This window comes from Parazoarcus communis, from assembly GCF_003111665.1.
Classification (GTDB): Bacteria; Pseudomonadota; Gammaproteobacteria; order Burkholderiales; family Rhodocyclaceae; genus Parazoarcus; species Parazoarcus communis_B.
Map to the genome: position 1 here is coordinate 1,827,405 of NZ_CP022188.1, position 16,218 is coordinate 1,843,622.

At 66.0% G+C, this 16,218-nt stretch carries 14 protein-coding genes; 7 read left to right on the forward strand and 7 right to left on the reverse strand.

Features of this window, described 5'->3' with window-relative positions; translation table 11 throughout:
* The first annotated feature begins 14 nt into the window (after positions 1–14).
* Together CEW87_RS08315 and CEW87_RS08320 are read left to right on the forward strand one after the other, a co-directional pair.
* Positions 15–569 (forward strand): flavin reductase family protein, encoded by a 555-nt coding sequence (locus tag CEW87_RS08315; RefSeq protein WP_108972263.1) that lies wholly within the window; start codon positions 15–17, stop codon positions 567–569.
* Positions 566–2,461 (forward strand): DUF1989 domain-containing protein, encoded by a 1,896-nt coding sequence (locus tag CEW87_RS08320; protein WP_108972264.1) that lies wholly within the window; start codon positions 566–568, stop codon positions 2,459–2,461. The genes CEW87_RS08315 and CEW87_RS08320 overlap by 4 nt, the downstream gene beginning before the upstream one ends.
* Positions 2,462–2,482: 21 nt before the next feature.
* Here CEW87_RS08320 and CEW87_RS08325 read toward each other — a convergent pair whose 3' ends face one another.
* Positions 2,483–4,324 (reverse strand): PAS domain S-box protein, encoded by a 1,842-nt coding sequence (locus tag CEW87_RS08325; protein ID WP_108972265.1) that lies wholly within the window; start codon positions 4,322–4,324, stop codon positions 2,483–2,485.
* Positions 4,325–4,502: 178 nt separating this feature from the next.
* Between CEW87_RS08325 and CEW87_RS08330 the strand changes: the two genes are divergently transcribed.
* The 5 genes from CEW87_RS08330 (at position 4,503) to folD (ending at position 9,846) form a co-directional block, all read left to right on the forward strand.
* The gene (locus CEW87_RS08330; protein ID WP_108972266.1) at positions 4,503–6,023 is read left to right on the forward strand and encodes an ATP-binding protein; all 1,521 of its coding nucleotides are present in this window, start codon (positions 4,503–4,505) and stop codon (positions 6,021–6,023) included.
* A gap of 32 nt (positions 6,024–6,055) precedes the next feature.
* On the forward strand, positions 6,056–6,748 hold the full coding sequence (locus CEW87_RS08335; RefSeq protein WP_108972267.1) for a response regulator: 693 nt from the start codon (positions 6,056–6,058) through the stop codon (positions 6,746–6,748).
* A 106-nt stretch (positions 6,749–6,854) separates the two neighbouring features.
* On the forward strand, positions 6,855–7,985 hold the full coding sequence (locus CEW87_RS08340; protein WP_108972268.1) for an aminomethyltransferase family protein: 1,131 nt from the start codon (positions 6,855–6,857) through the stop codon (positions 7,983–7,985).
* Between the two features lie 82 nt (positions 7,986–8,067).
* Complete coding sequence (purU, locus tag CEW87_RS08345) at positions 8,068–8,931, forward strand: formyltetrahydrofolate deformylase (RefSeq protein WP_108972269.1); 864 nt, start codon at positions 8,068–8,070, stop codon at positions 8,929–8,931.
* Positions 8,932–8,940: 9 nt separating this feature from the next.
* Positions 8,941–9,846, forward strand: a complete 906-nt coding sequence (gene folD, locus CEW87_RS08350) for a bifunctional methylenetetrahydrofolate dehydrogenase/methenyltetrahydrofolate cyclohydrolase FolD (protein WP_108972256.1) — start codon at positions 8,941–8,943, stop codon at positions 9,844–9,846.
* A gap of 93 nt (positions 9,847–9,939) precedes the next feature.
* On the opposite strand, the gene CEW87_RS08355 is transcribed toward folD, so the two are convergent.
* From CEW87_RS08355 to CEW87_RS08380, 6 genes are all read right to left on the reverse strand, one after another.
* Positions 9,940–11,526 carry a gamma-glutamyltransferase family protein gene (locus tag CEW87_RS08355; RefSeq protein ID WP_108972270.1) on the reverse strand — a complete coding sequence of 529 codons (1,587 nt, stop codon included), beginning with the start codon at positions 11,524–11,526 and terminating at the stop codon, positions 9,940–9,942.
* A 36-nt stretch (positions 11,527–11,562) separates the two neighbouring features.
* Positions 11,563–12,399 carry a sulfite exporter TauE/SafE family protein gene (locus CEW87_RS08360; protein ID WP_108972271.1) on the reverse strand — a complete coding sequence of 279 codons (837 nt, stop codon included), beginning with the start codon at positions 12,397–12,399 and terminating at the stop codon, positions 11,563–11,565.
* A gap of 18 nt (positions 12,400–12,417) precedes the next feature.
* Positions 12,418–13,743: a TRAP transporter large permease gene (locus tag CEW87_RS08365; protein WP_108950360.1), complete on the reverse strand. Its 1,326-nt coding sequence runs from the start codon at positions 13,741–13,743 to the stop codon at positions 12,418–12,420.
* The gene (locus CEW87_RS08370; protein ID WP_108972272.1) at positions 13,740–14,273 is read right to left on the reverse strand and encodes a TRAP transporter small permease subunit; all 534 of its coding nucleotides are present in this window, start codon (positions 14,271–14,273) and stop codon (positions 13,740–13,742) included. Before CEW87_RS08370 ends, CEW87_RS08365 begins: the two co-directional genes overlap by 4 nt.
* A gap of 19 nt (positions 14,274–14,292) precedes the next feature.
* The gene (locus CEW87_RS08375; RefSeq protein ID WP_108972273.1) at positions 14,293–15,375 is read right to left on the reverse strand and encodes a TRAP transporter substrate-binding protein; all 1,083 of its coding nucleotides are present in this window, start codon (positions 15,373–15,375) and stop codon (positions 14,293–14,295) included.
* A 378-nt stretch (positions 15,376–15,753) separates the two neighbouring features.
* The gene (locus CEW87_RS08380; RefSeq protein ID WP_108972274.1) at positions 15,754–16,200 is read right to left on the reverse strand and encodes an Lrp/AsnC family transcriptional regulator; all 447 of its coding nucleotides are present in this window, start codon (positions 16,198–16,200) and stop codon (positions 15,754–15,756) included.
* Positions 16,201–16,218 lie beyond the last annotated feature (18 nt).

Genomic DNA, 16,218 nt, shown 5'->3' on the forward strand with positions numbered 1-16,218 from the left:
CCACGGAGCCTGCCATGCACGCTGTTGCACTCAAGCAGGTTCCGGCCCCCGGGCCGGAACCCCTTGCCGCCCATCACGCACCGTTCGATGGCCGGCTGTTTCGTCAGGTCCTCGGCCTGTTTCCCACCGGGGTCACCATCGTTACCACATGGGACGATCAGGGACGGCCGGTGGGGGCGACCGTGAGCTCCTTCAATACCGTGTCGCTCGATCCGCCGCTGGTGCTCTTCAGCCTGGCGCGGAACAGCGCCTGCTGCGAGGCGTTCGCCGCCGGCGGGGCGCTGGCGATCCATGTGCTCGGCCACGAGCAGAGCGAGCTGTCGTCGCGCTTTGCCCGCGGCGGCGGGGACAAGTGGGTCGATCTGAACTATGCGCCGGGCGAGCTCGGCGCCCCCTTGCTGGACGACACCCTCGCCAGTTTCGAGTGCAGCCTGTTCGCACAGTATCCGGGCGGCGATCACATCATCTTCGTCGCCGAAGTCGACAACCTGCGTTTCCGCGATGGCGAACCGCTGGTGTTCTGCGCCGGTGGCTATCGCAAGCTGGTTGCGAAGGACGCCTGCGCATGAACGACAAGGCACCGCCGTTCATCGAAGAGGACCCCTTCCTGCTGCAGGCGGACGCACAGCCCGCTTTGCAGCAGGTCTTTCCCGAGCCGCTGACGGTGATCCGGGTCGGGGCAGCGAGCGCCCGGGCCTTCGAGCTGAAGGCCGGGCAGTTCATTCAGGTCATCGATGTGGAGGGGCGTCAGTGCTCGGATGTCCTCGCCTTCGATGCCGCAGCGCTTGCCGCCGGTGAAGAGTGGGGGCTGGACCCGACGGTGACCCGCACCCTGGCGGGTTCGTCCTATCCCATGCCCGGTCTGCACGCGAAGTATTTCGATGCGCGCATGCAGCCCCTGCTTGAGACCGTGCAGGACACCGTGGGGCGGCACGATGCCTTTGCCCTTGCCTGCACCGCGAAGTATTACGAGGACCAGGGCTTTCCCGGTCACGCCAACTGCAGCGACAACTTCAACGCCGTGCTCGAACCGATGGGCGTTCGTCCCCGCGCAGGCTGGCCGGCGATCAACTTTTTCTACAACACCTTCATCCAGCCCTGCGGCAGCCTCGGCTTTGCCGAGCCGTGGTCGAAGCCGGGTGACTACGTGCTGCTCAGGGCGCTCAAGGATCTGGTGGTGGCGGTGTCGTCCTGCGCCGACGACATCGACCCCGCCAACGCCTGGCAGCCGACCGACATCGAGGTTCGCATCTATGACGCGGCCCATTCATTCCCTCGCGCGATGGCCCACCGAATGACTCCCGACGCTCCTGTACGCCTGACCCGCCCCACGGCCTTTGCCGGCGTGACCGAAACACTGACGCGGGACTTCATCGACTATCACGGCTTCTGGCTGCCGCGCAGCTTCGTCGGCCACGGCACGATTGCCGAATACTGGGCGTGCCGGGAGAAGGTCGCGGTGATGGATCTGACCGCGCTGCGCAAGTTCGACATCACCGGGCCCGACGCCGAGGCGCTGCTGCAGAAGGTGGTGACCCGTGACATGCGCAAGCTGGCCGTGGGGCAGGTGGTCTATACCGCGGTGTGCCATGCCCACGGCGGCATGATGGACGACGGCACGGTGTTCCGCCTCGGGCGCGATGTATTCCGCTTCGTGTGCGGTGAGGACACGACCGGCCTGTGGCTGAAGGAGCAGGCTGCGGCGGGGGGCTTCAAGGTGCATGTCCGTGACGCCACCGACAGCCTGCACAACATTGCGGTGCAGGGGCCGCGCAGCCGCGAGCTGCTGGCAAAGATCCTGTGGACCGCACCGGCACAGCCGGGCATTGCCGAACTCGGCTGGTTCCGCTTCATGGCAGCGCGTCTGGGCGGACCCACCGGCCGTCCGCTGGTGGTCTCCCGCACCGGCTACACCGGCGAGCTCGGTTTCGAGCTGTGGTGTCACCCCGGCGATGGCCTCGAGCTGTGGAATGTCGTGGCCGAGGCCGGAGCCCCTCTCGGTCTGGTGCCGCTCGGGTTCGATGCGCTCGACATGCTGCGCATCGAGGCCGGGCTGGCGTTCGCGGGTCATGAATTCTGCGACCAGACCGATCCCTTCGAAGCCGGCATCGGCTTTACCGTGGCACTGTCCAAACCCGACGACTTCATCGGCCGGGCGGCGCTCGAAGAACGCAAGGCACACCCGCGGCGCAAGCTGGTCGGGCTCGCGATCGACAGCAACGAAGCGGTGCATCACGGCGACGGCGTCTATATCGGTCGCGCCAGGGTGGGCGAGATCACCAGCGCGGTGCGCTCTCCGGTGCTCAATGCACAGGTCGCGCTGGCGCGGGTGGATGTCGCCTGTTCCGAGCTCGATACGGCGCTGCAGGTGGGTCAGCTCGACGGCCACCGCAAGCGCCTCGATGCACGCGTCGTGGCCTTCCCGCACTACGATCCGACCAAGTCCAGGGTGCGCAGCTAGGCCGGTTTTCAGCCTGCCTGCTCAGTGAGCCTGCTCGGGCGGCGGCGTCAGCGCGCCGGGATGGTCGTGGCGCGCTGCCTGCTCGAGCATGGCGTTCGCATCGGCGTGGGCTTCGCGCTCGGTCGCGATGCCGAAGCGCGCGCTCAGGCTGAGGCTATGGGCATCGATGCGAAGCGGGCGGCTGATCTCCGCCGCGAGTGCATGGGCGAGATGCAGCAGGCCGGCTGCCGAGGACGGTTCGGCACTCGGCGGCCCGGCCCAGCTCAGCGTCTGCGGGCGGAAGTCCGAAATCAGCACCGCAAAGCCGCCGGCGTGACGCGCAACCCCGTTGCAGTCGCTCTGCGCAAGCCGCAGGCGCTTGCCGATCTCGACGCTGACGCGTTCGCTCATTGCCGGCCCGTAGTGCTCGGCAATCTCGGTGATCGTTTCGATCTCGATGTGGATCAGCGCAAACGGGTAATCGGCAATCGCCGCGTGGCGGTACAGATGCTGCAGACGGTCAAGGAACAGGCTCAGATTCATCAGACCGGTGGCGTTGTCGAAGAACAGGCGCCGGCGCGCTTCCTCCTGCGCGCCCCGGCTGGCGCTGACGTCGGTGATGAAGCCCTCCAGACCGAGGAATTCGCCCCGGCTGGAATAGATGCCGCGCCCCTGTTCCCATACCCAGCGGGTCTGACCGTCGCGGTCCACGATGCGGTAGCTCAGTTCGTAGCGCTCACGGCGGTCGAGCCGCATCTGCACGAAATTCCACACGAAATCGCGGTCCTCCTCATGGATCATTTCGGCAAAGCAGGCCGAGTGGTTATCCACCAGTTCCAGCGGGGTGTAGCCGGTGAGTTCGAAGCAGCCCTCGCTGACGAACTCCATCGTCCAGTTGCGATCGTTCTGGCCGCGGTAAATCATCCCCGGGAGGTTATCCAGCATGGTGTGCAGGCCGCGGCGCTGTGCGCGCAGAGCCTCTTCGCCGCGGCGGCGCTGGTCGATGTCGAGCAGAATGCCGCTCACCCCGGTTTCGCCGAGCGCCGGGAGAGGCATCGGCCACGCGCGCAGCTCGACCCAGCGTGCGGCGTGGGCGCGGGTGGCGCGGATGCGCACCTCCAGCGTGAGGTTGTCGCGCTTGCCCGCCTGCAGCTGCCGCAGTCCGGTGCCGAGGGCGGCGCGGTCATCGCTGTGGAAGATCGACAGCAGGGGTTGCTGCAGGCTCTCGGCAACGCTGCGCCCGGTGCTGTGCTCCCATTGCGCATTGGCATAGCTGAGCTGCATCTGCGCGTCGAGAGAGAACAGGATCTCGCGCGAGAAATGGGTCAGCCGGGTCGCCTGCAGATACTCATGTCCGCTGTTGACCGGGCCATCCTGGGGTGCGGAGAACTGCAGCAGGGTGAGCTGTGAGCTGTGCCCCTGGAACACGCTGACACGGGCAGGCCACGGCGTGCCGTCGGCACGCATCAGCGACAGCGTGCCGGCGTCGCTGTTGTCCGCCCCGGGTGAAAAGAGGGCGGCCAGCCGGCGGTGATGCTTCGGATGCACGATGTTGTCCAGCGGCATGCCGACCAGTTCGTCGCCGCGATCCTCCAGTCCGATGAGCTTGAGCAGGGCGCGGTTGGCGTTGGCGATGTTCCCGCCTTCAAGCAGCAGGGCGGGCTGGCCGCTGTGTTCGGCGAAGCGGCTCAGCGACTGCAGCGCGGAGAGCGCGTCGGTCGTCGGGCTGCTGCGCCCGTGGCGGGCGCCGTGGCGCAGCGCGATCCAGGTCAGCAGTGGAATCATGGCCAGCATCCACAGCAGGGGTGAGGTGTCGCTGCCATCGCCGAGCACGAGCAAGGCCGTCGAGCAGGCAAGGAGGGTGGCGATCAGGTAAAGCGTCATCGGTGCAGTGTTCAGGGCTGTAGGTGGGTGGCGGGTGCGCTACTCAAAGCAGGATTCACTCCAGCACGTGGGCTGGCACGCAGGGATATGCTGTGATGCTTGATTCCTGCTGGGCGCAAAAGTTGCTTCAGGTTAAACGATTTAACGCCTGATCATTGCATCCTGCTGACCGCCCATCTTGAAAAAACACCCGCTGTTCTCGCGTCTTGTGCTCGTTCTGGTGTGTCTCGCCTGCCTGTGCGCGACCCTGTTCGTCAGCGCCGGCATTGCCGCCGGGCTGCAGGCGACGCTCAGAACCGCCTCGGACCCGACGCTTTCGTCCCGTCTTGCGGTCCTGCAACTGCTGCAGGTCCTGCTCGCGCTGATGTTCCTTCTGGGGTGCGGGGCCACGCTGCGGATCGCGCGCAAGATGCTCGTGGTGCGCACCGATTTCGCCCTCGAGCGGCTCAACCGGCACGTCTTTGGTGCCACGGTGGCGTGGGACGAGGGCGTGGATGAGGTGGACCGGCTGCACCGGGCGCTGGATGGGGTGTCGACCCAGCTCGCCTGCCACCTTGCGGAGGGCGAACGGCTGTCGCGGCAGGCGTCCGAGCATGAGCGCTTCGCCACCCGGACACTCGAATTCATCTGTCAGGCCAGCCTCTGCCTTGCCGAACACAGCGCGAGCGCACCCTGGCTGAACTCACTGCTCGAGGACATGGCCGACTGCCTGGCGGTGCGTGCGTGTGCGCTGGTGCTGCTGGAGCCGGTGGCCGAGGGGCTGGGGGTGCCGTCACGGCTGGGCGATGTCCGCCGCCTGCAGTTGCTGGAAGCGTTTTCGGTCGAGGAGCTGTCGCGCGGAAACGGCCGGCACCGGGCATCGACTGCAGCCGAAGGCGAGCATGTTGAGCTGGCGGTGCCGGTGCGCGATGCCGGCGACACCTATGGCGTACTGATTGTTGAGGCGCCGGGAGACTTCATGTTCGAGAGCCGCCACAGCCGCCTGATCGAGGCGGTGGCCTCGCTGTTCGCGCTGTCGCTGGGCAATCTGCAGCGCAACCACCGGCGCCGGCGTCTGGCGCTGATGGACGAGCGCAGCGCGATCGCCGGGGAGCTGCACGACTCGCTCGCCCAGGCCCTGTCCTACATGAAGCTGCAGGTGGCGCGCCTGCAGCTGGAGATCGGGCGCAGCTGTGCGGCCTGTGGTCCCGGCGAGCGTGTGCTGGAGGTGTCGGGCGAGATCAAGAACGGGCTCGACAGCGCCTACCGCCACCTGCGCGAACTGCTCTCGGCCTTTCGCACCAGTATGCCGCCGGGCGGCCTGCAGCAGGCGCTGCGCGAGGTGGTGGACGAGCTGTCCGCACGCTCGGGCACCGAACTCGGCTTCGACTACCGGCTGGGCAGCAGGCATCTGTCGGTCAACGAGGAGTTCCACCTGCTGCAGATCGTCCGCGAGGCACTGACCAATGTCGTGCGTCACGCGCGGGCGCAGCACGCACAGGTGCGCTTCGACGAGGAGGACGACGGACAGGTCGTGCTCACGGTCGAGGACGATGGTCGCGGGCTGCGCGAGGGCAGCGGCGGCGATGGCCACCACGGGGTGTCGATCATGCGCGACCGCGCCCGGCAGATTGGCGGGGCCTTGAGCTTGCGGGCGGCTGCGAGCGGGCAGGGCACCTGCGTCGAGATGCGCTTCCGGCCGCGGCCGGGCAGCGCCTGAAACGGATTGATCAAGCAATGAGGACGGACAGCATGGACAACGCGGCTGGGGGCGACCCGGATCGACACGGCACACCGATCAGACTGGTGGTCGTGGATGACCACGCACTGTTTCGCAAGGGGGTCAGCCAGCTGCTGGCAATGTACGACGATGTCGAGGTCGTCGCCGAGGCAGCGTCGGGTGCGGAGGGGATCGAGGCGGTGCTGACGCACCGGCCGGATGTGGCGCTGATCGATCTGCACATGAAGGGGCTCGACGGCATCTCGGTGCTGCGGGCGCTGAAGGCCGCGGGATCGACCACCCGCCTGGTGATGCTCACCGTGTCCGACTCCAGTTTCGACATCATGGAGGCGCTGAACTCGGGCGCCAGCGGTTACCTGCTCAAGGACATGGAGCCGGACGAGTTCTGCATGAAGCTGCGCCAGGTCGCGGCCGGGGGCACGGTGCTGTCGGCCGAGGTCGGGGGCTTGCTGGCCAAGCCTTCGCCGCCGTCGCGGGAAACGCTCGACGAGCACTGGTCTTCGCTGACCGCACGCGAACAGGAAACCCTGGAGCTGGTGTCCAAGGGCGCATCGAACAAGATCGTGGCGCGTGCGCTTGGCATTGCCGAAAGCACGGTGAAGGTGCACGTGAAGCACGTGCTGCAGAAACTCAATCTGCGTAACCGGTTTGAGGCGGCGGTGTGGCTGCGCGAACTGCGCGAGGACGAGAGGCACCAGGCCTGACGCCGTGGTGGGAGGCCGGGGCGTAGTACCAGAGGAGTATTTTCGCGTGCCCGGCACACTGGCTTAATGAACTCAATTTCACTCTTCGCTGAAAAGGGAGTTTCAAATGAGTTCATGGAGACAGTCGACACTGGCTGACCGGCATCGCGCACTGGGTTCGACCCTCGCAGACTGGAACGGGATGGCGACAGCCTGGACCTACAACACCGATCTCGCCGACGAACACGAGGCCATTCGCACCCGCGCCGGCCTGATGGATGTGTCCGGGCTCAAGAAGGTGCACCTGGTCGGGCCACATGCGGAAGCCCTGCTCAACTACGCGACCACGCGAAATGTCAGCAAGCTCTATCCGGGCAAGTCGGTGTATGCCTGCATGCTCAACGAAGCCGGCAAATTCATCGACGACTGCGTGATCTACCGCAACGGCCCCAACGCCTTCATGGTGGTGCATGGCTCGGGCCAGGGCCACGAGATCCTGACCCGCGGCGCGGTGGGACGCAACGTGGCGGTGCTGTTCGATGACGACCTGCACGACCTTTCGCTGCAGGGGCCGCTGGCGGTGGAGTACCTGGCCAAGCATGTGCCGGGCATCCGCGATCTGCCTTACTTCCATCACATGCAGACCAGGCTCTTCGGCTGCCCAGTCACGATTTCGCGCACCGGCTATACCGGCGAGCGTGGCTACGAGCTGTTCTGCAAGGGTGTCGATGCGCCGCTGATCTGGGACACCATCGTGGAGGAAGGCAAGGCGATGGGCATCATGCCCTGCTCCTTCACCGCGCTGGACTGGCTGCGGGTCGAGAGCTACCTGCTGTTCTATCCCTACGACAACTCCGACATGTACCCGATGGAAGGCGAAGCGATCGGCGACAGCCTGTGGGAGCTGGGCCTCGACTTCACCGTGTCGCCGGGCAAGACGGAGTTCCGCGGCGCGGCCGAGCACTTCCGCCTGCAAGGCAGGGAGCGCTTCAAGATCTACGGCGTCGAGCTCGATACCAAGGAAATCGCGCAAGGCGGCGATGCCATCTGGGACGGCGACACCAAGGTCGGCTTCGTGACCTGCGCAATGTATTCCCGTCTCACCGGACGCGGCATGGCCATCGCCCGCATGGACCCGGCCTACGCCGTTCCCGGGCGTGCGCTCGAACTGCGCGGCGCCACCCTGCGCTGTGCGGCGACCACCCATACGCTGCCTTTCGACGATCCCGAAAAGCTCAAGCGTACCGCCAAGGGCTGAGGGGCGAAGCCTTGCAAGGGCGCCATGAGTGCGCCCGCTACGCCCCCGCGCAACAAGACCGAAAACAGGAAACAGCACCCCCATGAGCCCCTCAGAGAGACGTTACACCCTGTCCCTGTCCTGCCCGGACAGGGTTGGCATCGTGACCACCGTCAGCAGCTTCTTCTCCAGCCATCAGGGCTGGATCACCGAGGCGAACCACCACGCGGACGTGGACGGCAAGCGCTTCTTCATGCGCCAGGAGATCCTGGCCGACTCGCTGCCCTTCGAGATCGATGTGCTGCGCGAGAAGTTCGCGCCGATCGCCCGTGAATTCGGCATGGACTGGAAGATCAGCGACAGCGCGCGCAAGAAGCGTGTGGTGGTGATGGTGAGCAAGCAGGAGCACTGCCTGTACGACCTGCTGTCGCGCTGGCATGCCGATGAGCTGAACATCGAGATCCCGTGCGTGATCTCCAACCACGAGACCTTCCGCGGTCTGGTGGAGTGGCACGGCATTCCCTTCCATCACGTGCCGGTCACGCCCGAGACCAAGGCCGAGGCCTATGCCAGTGTGGAGGACCTGTACCGCGAGGCGCGGGGCGACGTGATGGTGCTGGCGCGCTACATGCAGATCCTGTCGCCGGGGCTGTGCGAGCGCTACCCGGGCCAGATCATCAACATCCACCACAGCTTCCTGCCCAGCTTCGTCGGCGCCAAGCCCTACCACCAGGCCTATGTGCGCGGGGTGAAGCTGATCGGCGCGACCTGCCACTACGTGACCTCGGAGCTCGATCAGGGCCCGATCATCGAGCAGGACGTGATCCGCATCGACCACTCGGACGCACCGGAAGATCTGGTGCGCTACGGCAAGGACATCGAGAAAGCGGTCCTCGCCCGCGGCCTGCGCTACCACCTGGAAGACCGGGTGCTGGTGCATGGCAATAAAACCGTCGTGTTCCGCTGAGAGGCCGCCATGACGGCACAGATCATCGACGGCAAGGCGCTGTCGAAGCAGCTTCGGGTGGGCTTTCGCGAGCGCGTGGGACGGCTGGTGGAGCAGGGCGTGCGCCCCGGGCTGGCGGTCATCCTGGTCGGGGACAACCCGGCCTCGCGGGTGTACGTGGGCAACAAGGTGAAGGCGTGCGAGGAGTGCGGCGTGCGTTCGCTGCACGTGGCGCTGCCGGCCGATACGCCGGAAGTGGAGATGCTGGCACGCATCGCCCAGCTCAACGCCGACCCGACGGTGCACGGCATCCTGATCCAGCTGCCGCTGCCCGGCCACATCGATGTGCGCCGGGTGCTCGAAGCGATCTCGGTGCACAAGGACGTCGACGGCTTTCATCTCTACAACGTCGGCGGGCTGGTGGTGGGCAACACCATCTTCCCGCCATGCACGCCCTACGGCGTGCAGCTGCTGCTCGACACCACCGGCACCGAGGTCGCGGGCAAGAACGTGGTGGTGGTGGGGGCGAGCAACATCGTGGGCAAGCCGATGGCGCTGATGCTGCTGCAGCGCGAAGCCACGGTGACGATCTGCCACGCGAAAACGCGCGATCTCGCTCAGCACACCATTCTGGCCGACATCCTGATCGTGGCCGCAGGCAAGCCGGGGCTGATCGTGCCGCAGATGGTCAAGCAAGGCGCCATCGTCATCGACGTCGGCATCAACCGCCTGCCGGACAACCGCATCGTCGGCGACGTGGACTTCGACGGGGTGAAGGAGAAAGCCTCGTGGATCACGCCGGTGCCCGGTGGCGTGGGGCCGATGACGGTGACCATGCTGATCGAGAACACGCTGCGCTCGGCCGAACGCAGCCTGCAGGCGACCCCCGCCGACGACTATCAGGACTGGGAAGCCCCGGTGCTGAAGGCGGTCTGAGATGGGGCCTGAGCCCTGCGCACGATATTGTTTTCATGGCGTGCCGGCCCTTGCAGACTTCATGCTCTGCAAGGGCCGGCGCCACCCTTTTCATCAGACGCCCGCAACCACGCCATCGCTGCGCGGGTCGACCGCGCCTTCGATCAGCCCGTTCGGGTGTCTGACCAGTGCACCCGCGTGGCCCATGGTGTCGCTGTAGGCCTCGTCCAGCACTTCGACCTGATGCCCCGCGTCGCGCAATGCCTGTACCAGCTCAGGCGGAAAGCGGCTCTCCAGCTTGAGGCTGGTGCTGACATCGCCCCAGGTGCGGCCCAGCAGCCAGCGCGGCGCACTGACCGCCTGCTGCAGGGGCGTGCCGAAGCGGGCGTAGCGGGTGAATACGGCGGCCTGGGTCTGTGGCTGACCTTCGCCGCCCATGGTGCCGTAGGGCATCACGCGGCCGTCGTCGAACAGCGCCATTGACGGGTTCAGGGTGTGGAAGGGCTTGCGTGAGGGCTCCAGCGCATTGAGCGCGGCAGGGTTGAGCGAGAAGCTCATGCCGCGGTTCTGCCAGGTGATGCCGGTGTCGCGCAGCACCACGCCGGAGCCGAATTCCCAGTACACGCTCTGGATGAAACTCACTGCGCGCCCTTCGCGGTCGATCGCGCCCATCCAGATGGTGTCGCCCGGTGCGGCGGGATCGGGCCAGGGCAGCGCGACCTGCATGTCCACATCGGCGGCGCGGGCGTCGAGCGCAGGCGCGTCGAGGAAGCTGCGCGGGTCGGCGGGCAGGCGGCGCGGATCGGTGACGACGCGGTCGCGCACGCGGAAGGCGCGTTTGGTGGCTTCGACCAGGCCGTGGACATGGGCGAAGCCTTCGCCCTCGCTGACACCGAGGCGTTCGAAGATGCCGAGAATCATCAGTGCGGCCAGGCCCTGGGTCGGGGGCGGCAGGTTGTACACCGTGCTGTCGCCGAGCCGCACCGATAGCGGATCGACGATCTGTGCGGCGTAGGCGTTGAGGTCGTGGGTGCGAACCGGGCTGCCGACGCGTTCGAGTTCGGCGCCGATCAGTTCGGCGATCTCGCCGCGATAGAAGTCATCGAGTCCGCGTGCAGCGAGGGTCTCGAGCGTCCGGGCCAGCGCGGGCTGGCGCAGCAGATGTCCGGTTTCGGGCGGCGCGCCATCGACCAGGAAGGTGTCGGCGAATCCGGGCGCGTCCTTCAGCCCGTCGAGCTTCTGGCGCGTGAGGGCGGCCTGGCTGGCGGTGACGGCCACGCCGTCGCGCGCATGGCGGATGGCGTCGGCGAGCAGGCGCGACAGCGGCAGCGCAGTCCCCCACTCGGCGGCGACTTCCAGGGCCTTGTTCCAGCCGCCGACCGTGCCGGCAACCGTGAGTGCCGCCTTCGGGCCGCGAGCGGGGATGGCATCCAGCCCGGCGTAGAACTGGCGGTCGGCAAGCCCGGCGGCAAAGCCGCAGGCGTCGATCGCGACCGGCGCCTTGCCCGGTTCGTGGATCAGCCAGAAACCGTCGCCACCGATCGCGTTCATGTGCGGATAGACGACCGCGATGGCGGCGGCCGCGGCGACCATGGCTTCGACCGCGTTGCCGCCTTCGCGCAGGATGTCGCGTCCGGCCTGGGCAGCGAGGTGGTGAGGGGCAACCTGCATGCCGCCGAGGGCAGTGAGGGTGTGCAGCATGAGTGTCTCCTTGTTGGTGGCGTGGCCCGCGCCCGGTCAGGCGAGCAGGCCGTAGAACATGCGCAGCGAGGTGAGCGCGAGGAAGGCCGCGAACACCTGGCGCAGACGGCGCGCGTCGATGGCGTGGGCCAGACGAGCACCCCATGAGGTGGTGACCATGGTCGCAGGCACGATCAGTGCCATCCCGAGCAGGTTCACATAGCCGACGGTGGCCGGCGGCAGGTTGGGCACGCCCATGCCGTTGATCAGGAAGCCGATCGCACCGGGCAGGCTGATGATCATGCCGAGTGCGGCCCCGGTGCCCACGGCCACATGCATCGGCGTACGAAAGGCGTTGAGGGTGGGCACGCTGAGCGTGCCGCCGCCGATGCCCATCAGGGTCGAGATGCCGCCGATGGTGACGCCGATCATCGAGGTGCCGAGCGGCCCCGGCAGACCCTCGCCAAGCGCAAAGCCGTCGCGCTTGAAGGCCATGTTGAGCGCGACCAGCAGGGCGACCGTGGCAAAGATGGAGGTGAGCACCTGGCCGCTGAAGTAGCCGCTGGCGACCGAGCCGATCAGGACGCCGACCACGACGGGCGGAATCAGCTTGCGCAGCAGTTCGGGGTTGAGGCTGCCACGGCGGCGGTGCGCGCGGGCCGACATGATCGAGGTCGGAATGATGGTGGCGAGTGAGGTGCCCACCGCCACATGCATGCGTACCGACTCGTCGATGCCGAGCAGGGTGAAGAGGTGGTAGAGCACCGGCACGATGACGATGCCGCCACCCACGCCAAGCAGTCCGGCAAGGATGCCGGCCACCACCCCGGTGGTGATCAGGGCAATGACCAGCCCTGCCAGCCAGGTGGCACTGTAGCCGTCGAAAAATTCCATTGTGTTGCCTCCGGGGGCTTACCAGCCGATGAATTTGGGCAGCCAGGTGGCGATGCCGGGGAAGATGAAGAGAAGGGCGACGGCGAGCATCTGCAGCACCACGAAGGGCAGGGCGCCGACGTAGATGTCGCGCGTGGTGATGCCCGGTGGCGCCACCCCCTTGAGGAAGAACAGTGCCCAGCCGAAGGGCGGAGTGAGGAAGGACATCTGCAGGTTCAGCGCCACCAGGGTGGCCAGCCATACCATGTCGGTGCCGTAGGCGTGGAACACCGGCAGGAACATCGGCAGTGCGATGTAGGAGATCTCGATCCACTCCAGGAAGAAGCCGAGCACGAACAGCAGGACCATCAGGAAGATCAGGGCACCCAGTTCGCCGCCAGGCAGCAGGCTGAAGAGGTCGTGCACCATCTGTTCGCCGCCGAGCCCACGGAAGGCCAGCGAGAAGGGCTGTGCGCACAGCAGGATGAAGAACACCATGGCGGTGATGGTGAGCGTGCCGTGCAGGGTCTCGCTGATCAGCTTCCAGCTCATGCGCCGTGCGAACAGCGCGATCAGCGCACTGCCCAGCGCACCCATCGAGGCCGCCTCGGTCGGCGCGGCAATGCCGCCGATGATGGAGCCCAGTACGGCGACCACCAGCAGCAGCGGCGGTACCACCGAGCGGACGAGGTCGCGCCCGAGCGTGCCGGGGGCGGCCTGCGCGCGTTCGGCGGCGGGAATCGCCGGCACCCACGACGGACGCAGCTTGCCGACCACGAGCAGGAAGATGACGTAGATCAGTGCCAGCGCGAGGCCGGGAATGAACGCTGCGGCAAACAGCGTGCCGACGGACTCGCCAACGATCTCGGCGAGCAGGATCAGCACCAGGCTGGGCGGGATGATCTGGCCCAGCGTGCCGGATGCGCAGATCGTGCCGCAGGCGATGCTGGGCTTGTAGCCGCGACGCATCAGGGTGGGCAGGGTGAGCATTGCGACCGTGACCACGGTGGCGCCGACGATGCCGGTCGAGGCACCCATCAGCACGCCGACCAGGATGATGGCGATGCCCATGCCGCCGTTGAGCCCGCCCATGGCGCGGCCGATGGTCTCGAGCATGTCCTCGGCGACGCGGGATTTCTCCAGCATCACGCCCATGAAGACGAACAGCGGAATCGCCAGCATGGTGTAGTTGGTCACCACGCCGAACAGGCGCGCCGGCAGCAGCGAGAACAGCATCGAACCGAAACCGAGGTAGCCGGCGACGAAGCCGGAGACCGCGAGCGCGATGGCCACCGGTATGCCGATCATCATCAGCGCCAGGAAGCCGCCGATGAGACCGAGCGCAATCCATTCGTTGGGGCTCATGTGCGTATTTCCAGCGAATCGTGAGGGGTGTGCGGCGCGCCGCTGATCAGCGTCGCGGCGGCGCGTAGCGTGTCGATAAGACCCTGAAGGGCAAGCAGGGAGAAGCCGAGCGGGATGAAGGCCTTGACCAGGTAGCGCATGGGAAGCCCGCCGGGGTCGGGCGAGACCTCGCCGATGTCGTAGGCCTGCATCACGTAGGGCACGGCCAGCCAGGCGATGATCACGCCGACGGCGAGGGTGAACACCCCGCTCACCAGATCGATCACGGCCTGACTTCTGGTGCCGAGACGGTCGTAGATGAAATCCACGCGCACGTCCGCACGGTGATAGACCGCGTAGGCCATGCCGAGCAGCGCGATCGGGGAGATCAGGTGCCACTCGAGTTCCTGCGCAGCGACCGGGCTCCAGGAGAAGACGTAGCGCAGCAACACATTGCAGGCCACCATCAACACCAGCGCCAGGACCGCGGCCCGTGCAACCCACCCGAACCCGACAATCGCGAGTTCGAGCGGCTTCAACAGCTTGTTCATCAGCGTCTCCGGAGGGTGCTTACAGCGACAGGAATGCCTTTTCGCTGACGGCGGCCCACGACTCGTGCTTCTTGCGGAAGGCCATGAAGGCGTCGTGCACCTTGCGCGTGTCGGCGTCGGCCTTGGCCAGGCTCTCGAGCGTGTCGGCGGTGACTTCCTTCAGCTTGAGAATGACGTCGTTGGGCAGCGGCCGAGCGATCACGCCCTGGTTGGTGACGAGGTCGGTGAGCGCATCGGCATTCACCGCTTCGCACCAGGCGTGGCTTTCGACGTTGCAGGCGGAGGCCGCTGCCTTGACGATGGCCTGCAGGTCCTTGGGCAGGCTCTCCCACGCCTTCTTGTTGATCATCAGCTCGGTGACGTTGGTGGGTTCGTGCCAGCCGGTGGTGTAGTAGTTCTTGGCCGCCTTGTGCAGGCCCATGCGGCGGTCCTGGTAGGGGCCGACGAACTCGGCCGCGTCGATCACGCCACGCTCAAGCGCGGGGAAGATCTCGCCACCCGGGAGCAGACGCACGGCTACGCCGAGCTGGGCATAGACCTTGCCGGCCAGACCGGGAATGCGCATCTTGAGACCGTCGAAGTCGGAAACCTTCTCGATCGGCTTGCGGAACCAGCCCGTCATCTGGGTGCCGGTGTTGCCCATGGGCATGGCAACCAGGCCGTGCGCGGCGTAGAGCTCGTTCCACAGTTCAATGCCGCCGCCGTGATACATCCAGGCATTCATGCCCTGGGTGTTCATGCCGAAAGGAACGGTGGTGAAGTACTGTGCGGCGGGAATCTTGCCGGCCCAGAAATAGGCGTTGGCGGCGTTCATCTCCACCATGCCCTTGGACACGGCATCGAAGCCCTCAAGTGCGGGAATCAGCTCGCCGGCGGCGAAGTGCTGGATCTTGAGCCGGCCGCCCGACATTTCCTCGACCTTCTTGCAGAAATCCATCGGGCTGCCCGGGCCCTGAACATAGAAGGGCGATCCCGGGCCATAGGCATTGGTCATTTTCCAGTTGAAGGTGGTCTTCGACTGTGCGCTGGCGATGGCAGGTGCGCCGAGGATGGCGCCGGAAACGGCTGCGCCGGTGAGGAATTTGCGGCGATTCAGGGTCATGGCTGCGTGCTCCTGTTGGGATCTCGATGTGGCGCCCTTGTGAGGTGCCATTTGTAAAGTGACTCGAGACAGGTTTAGCAATGGCCGTGCCAGCTTGTTAATTTTCGTAAGCTGTTAATTTTTAACGATTAGTCAATGTGGGTGGATAAGCCTTTAGGTGTAGTGCGGTGCACAAAGTGGGGCGCGGGGTGAAAGAAGTGGGCATACAAATGACCCGCTTCATCGGGTTCTGATTACATTCGGAAGGTGCGCAATACCATTTGGCGCCGGATGTTGGAGCATCGGCTGTGCAGCGTGCCGAATGTCTTGTATGCACTGCGCTGGCGTTTTTGCACCATGGCGGTGCGAACATGTGCGCCCGTTTGCCGCCGTGAAGGACTACAGGCGGGCCCCGCCGCGGCGATTTTTCACCCGCGACATCAGTGTCTTGCAGTCGACAAAGAGAATCTCGGGACGATTGAAGATGCGCTGCCGGACGAAGGCATCGAAGGTTTCGTAGCTGTCGGTGAGGGTGTGAATGTGCAGGCTCTGCAGGTCGCTCATGATGTAGAGACTGACCACTTCGGGACAGTTGGCCAGCTCGTCGGCAATCGGCTCCAGCCGTGCGGGCGTGACCTTGAGATCGATGAAGGTGGACACCACCTTGCCCAGCTTCTCGGGATTGACCACTGCCGAAAACTGCTCGATGACGCCGCTCTCGACCAGGGCCTGCACCCGCGTCCGCGCATGGGCGCGCGAGATGTCGAGCTGTCTGGCGATGTCGGCAAAGGAGGCGCGCGCATCCTTGATCAGAATGGCGAGCAGGGCGCTGTCGAGCTTGTTCATGGTGGTTCGCTGCTAAAG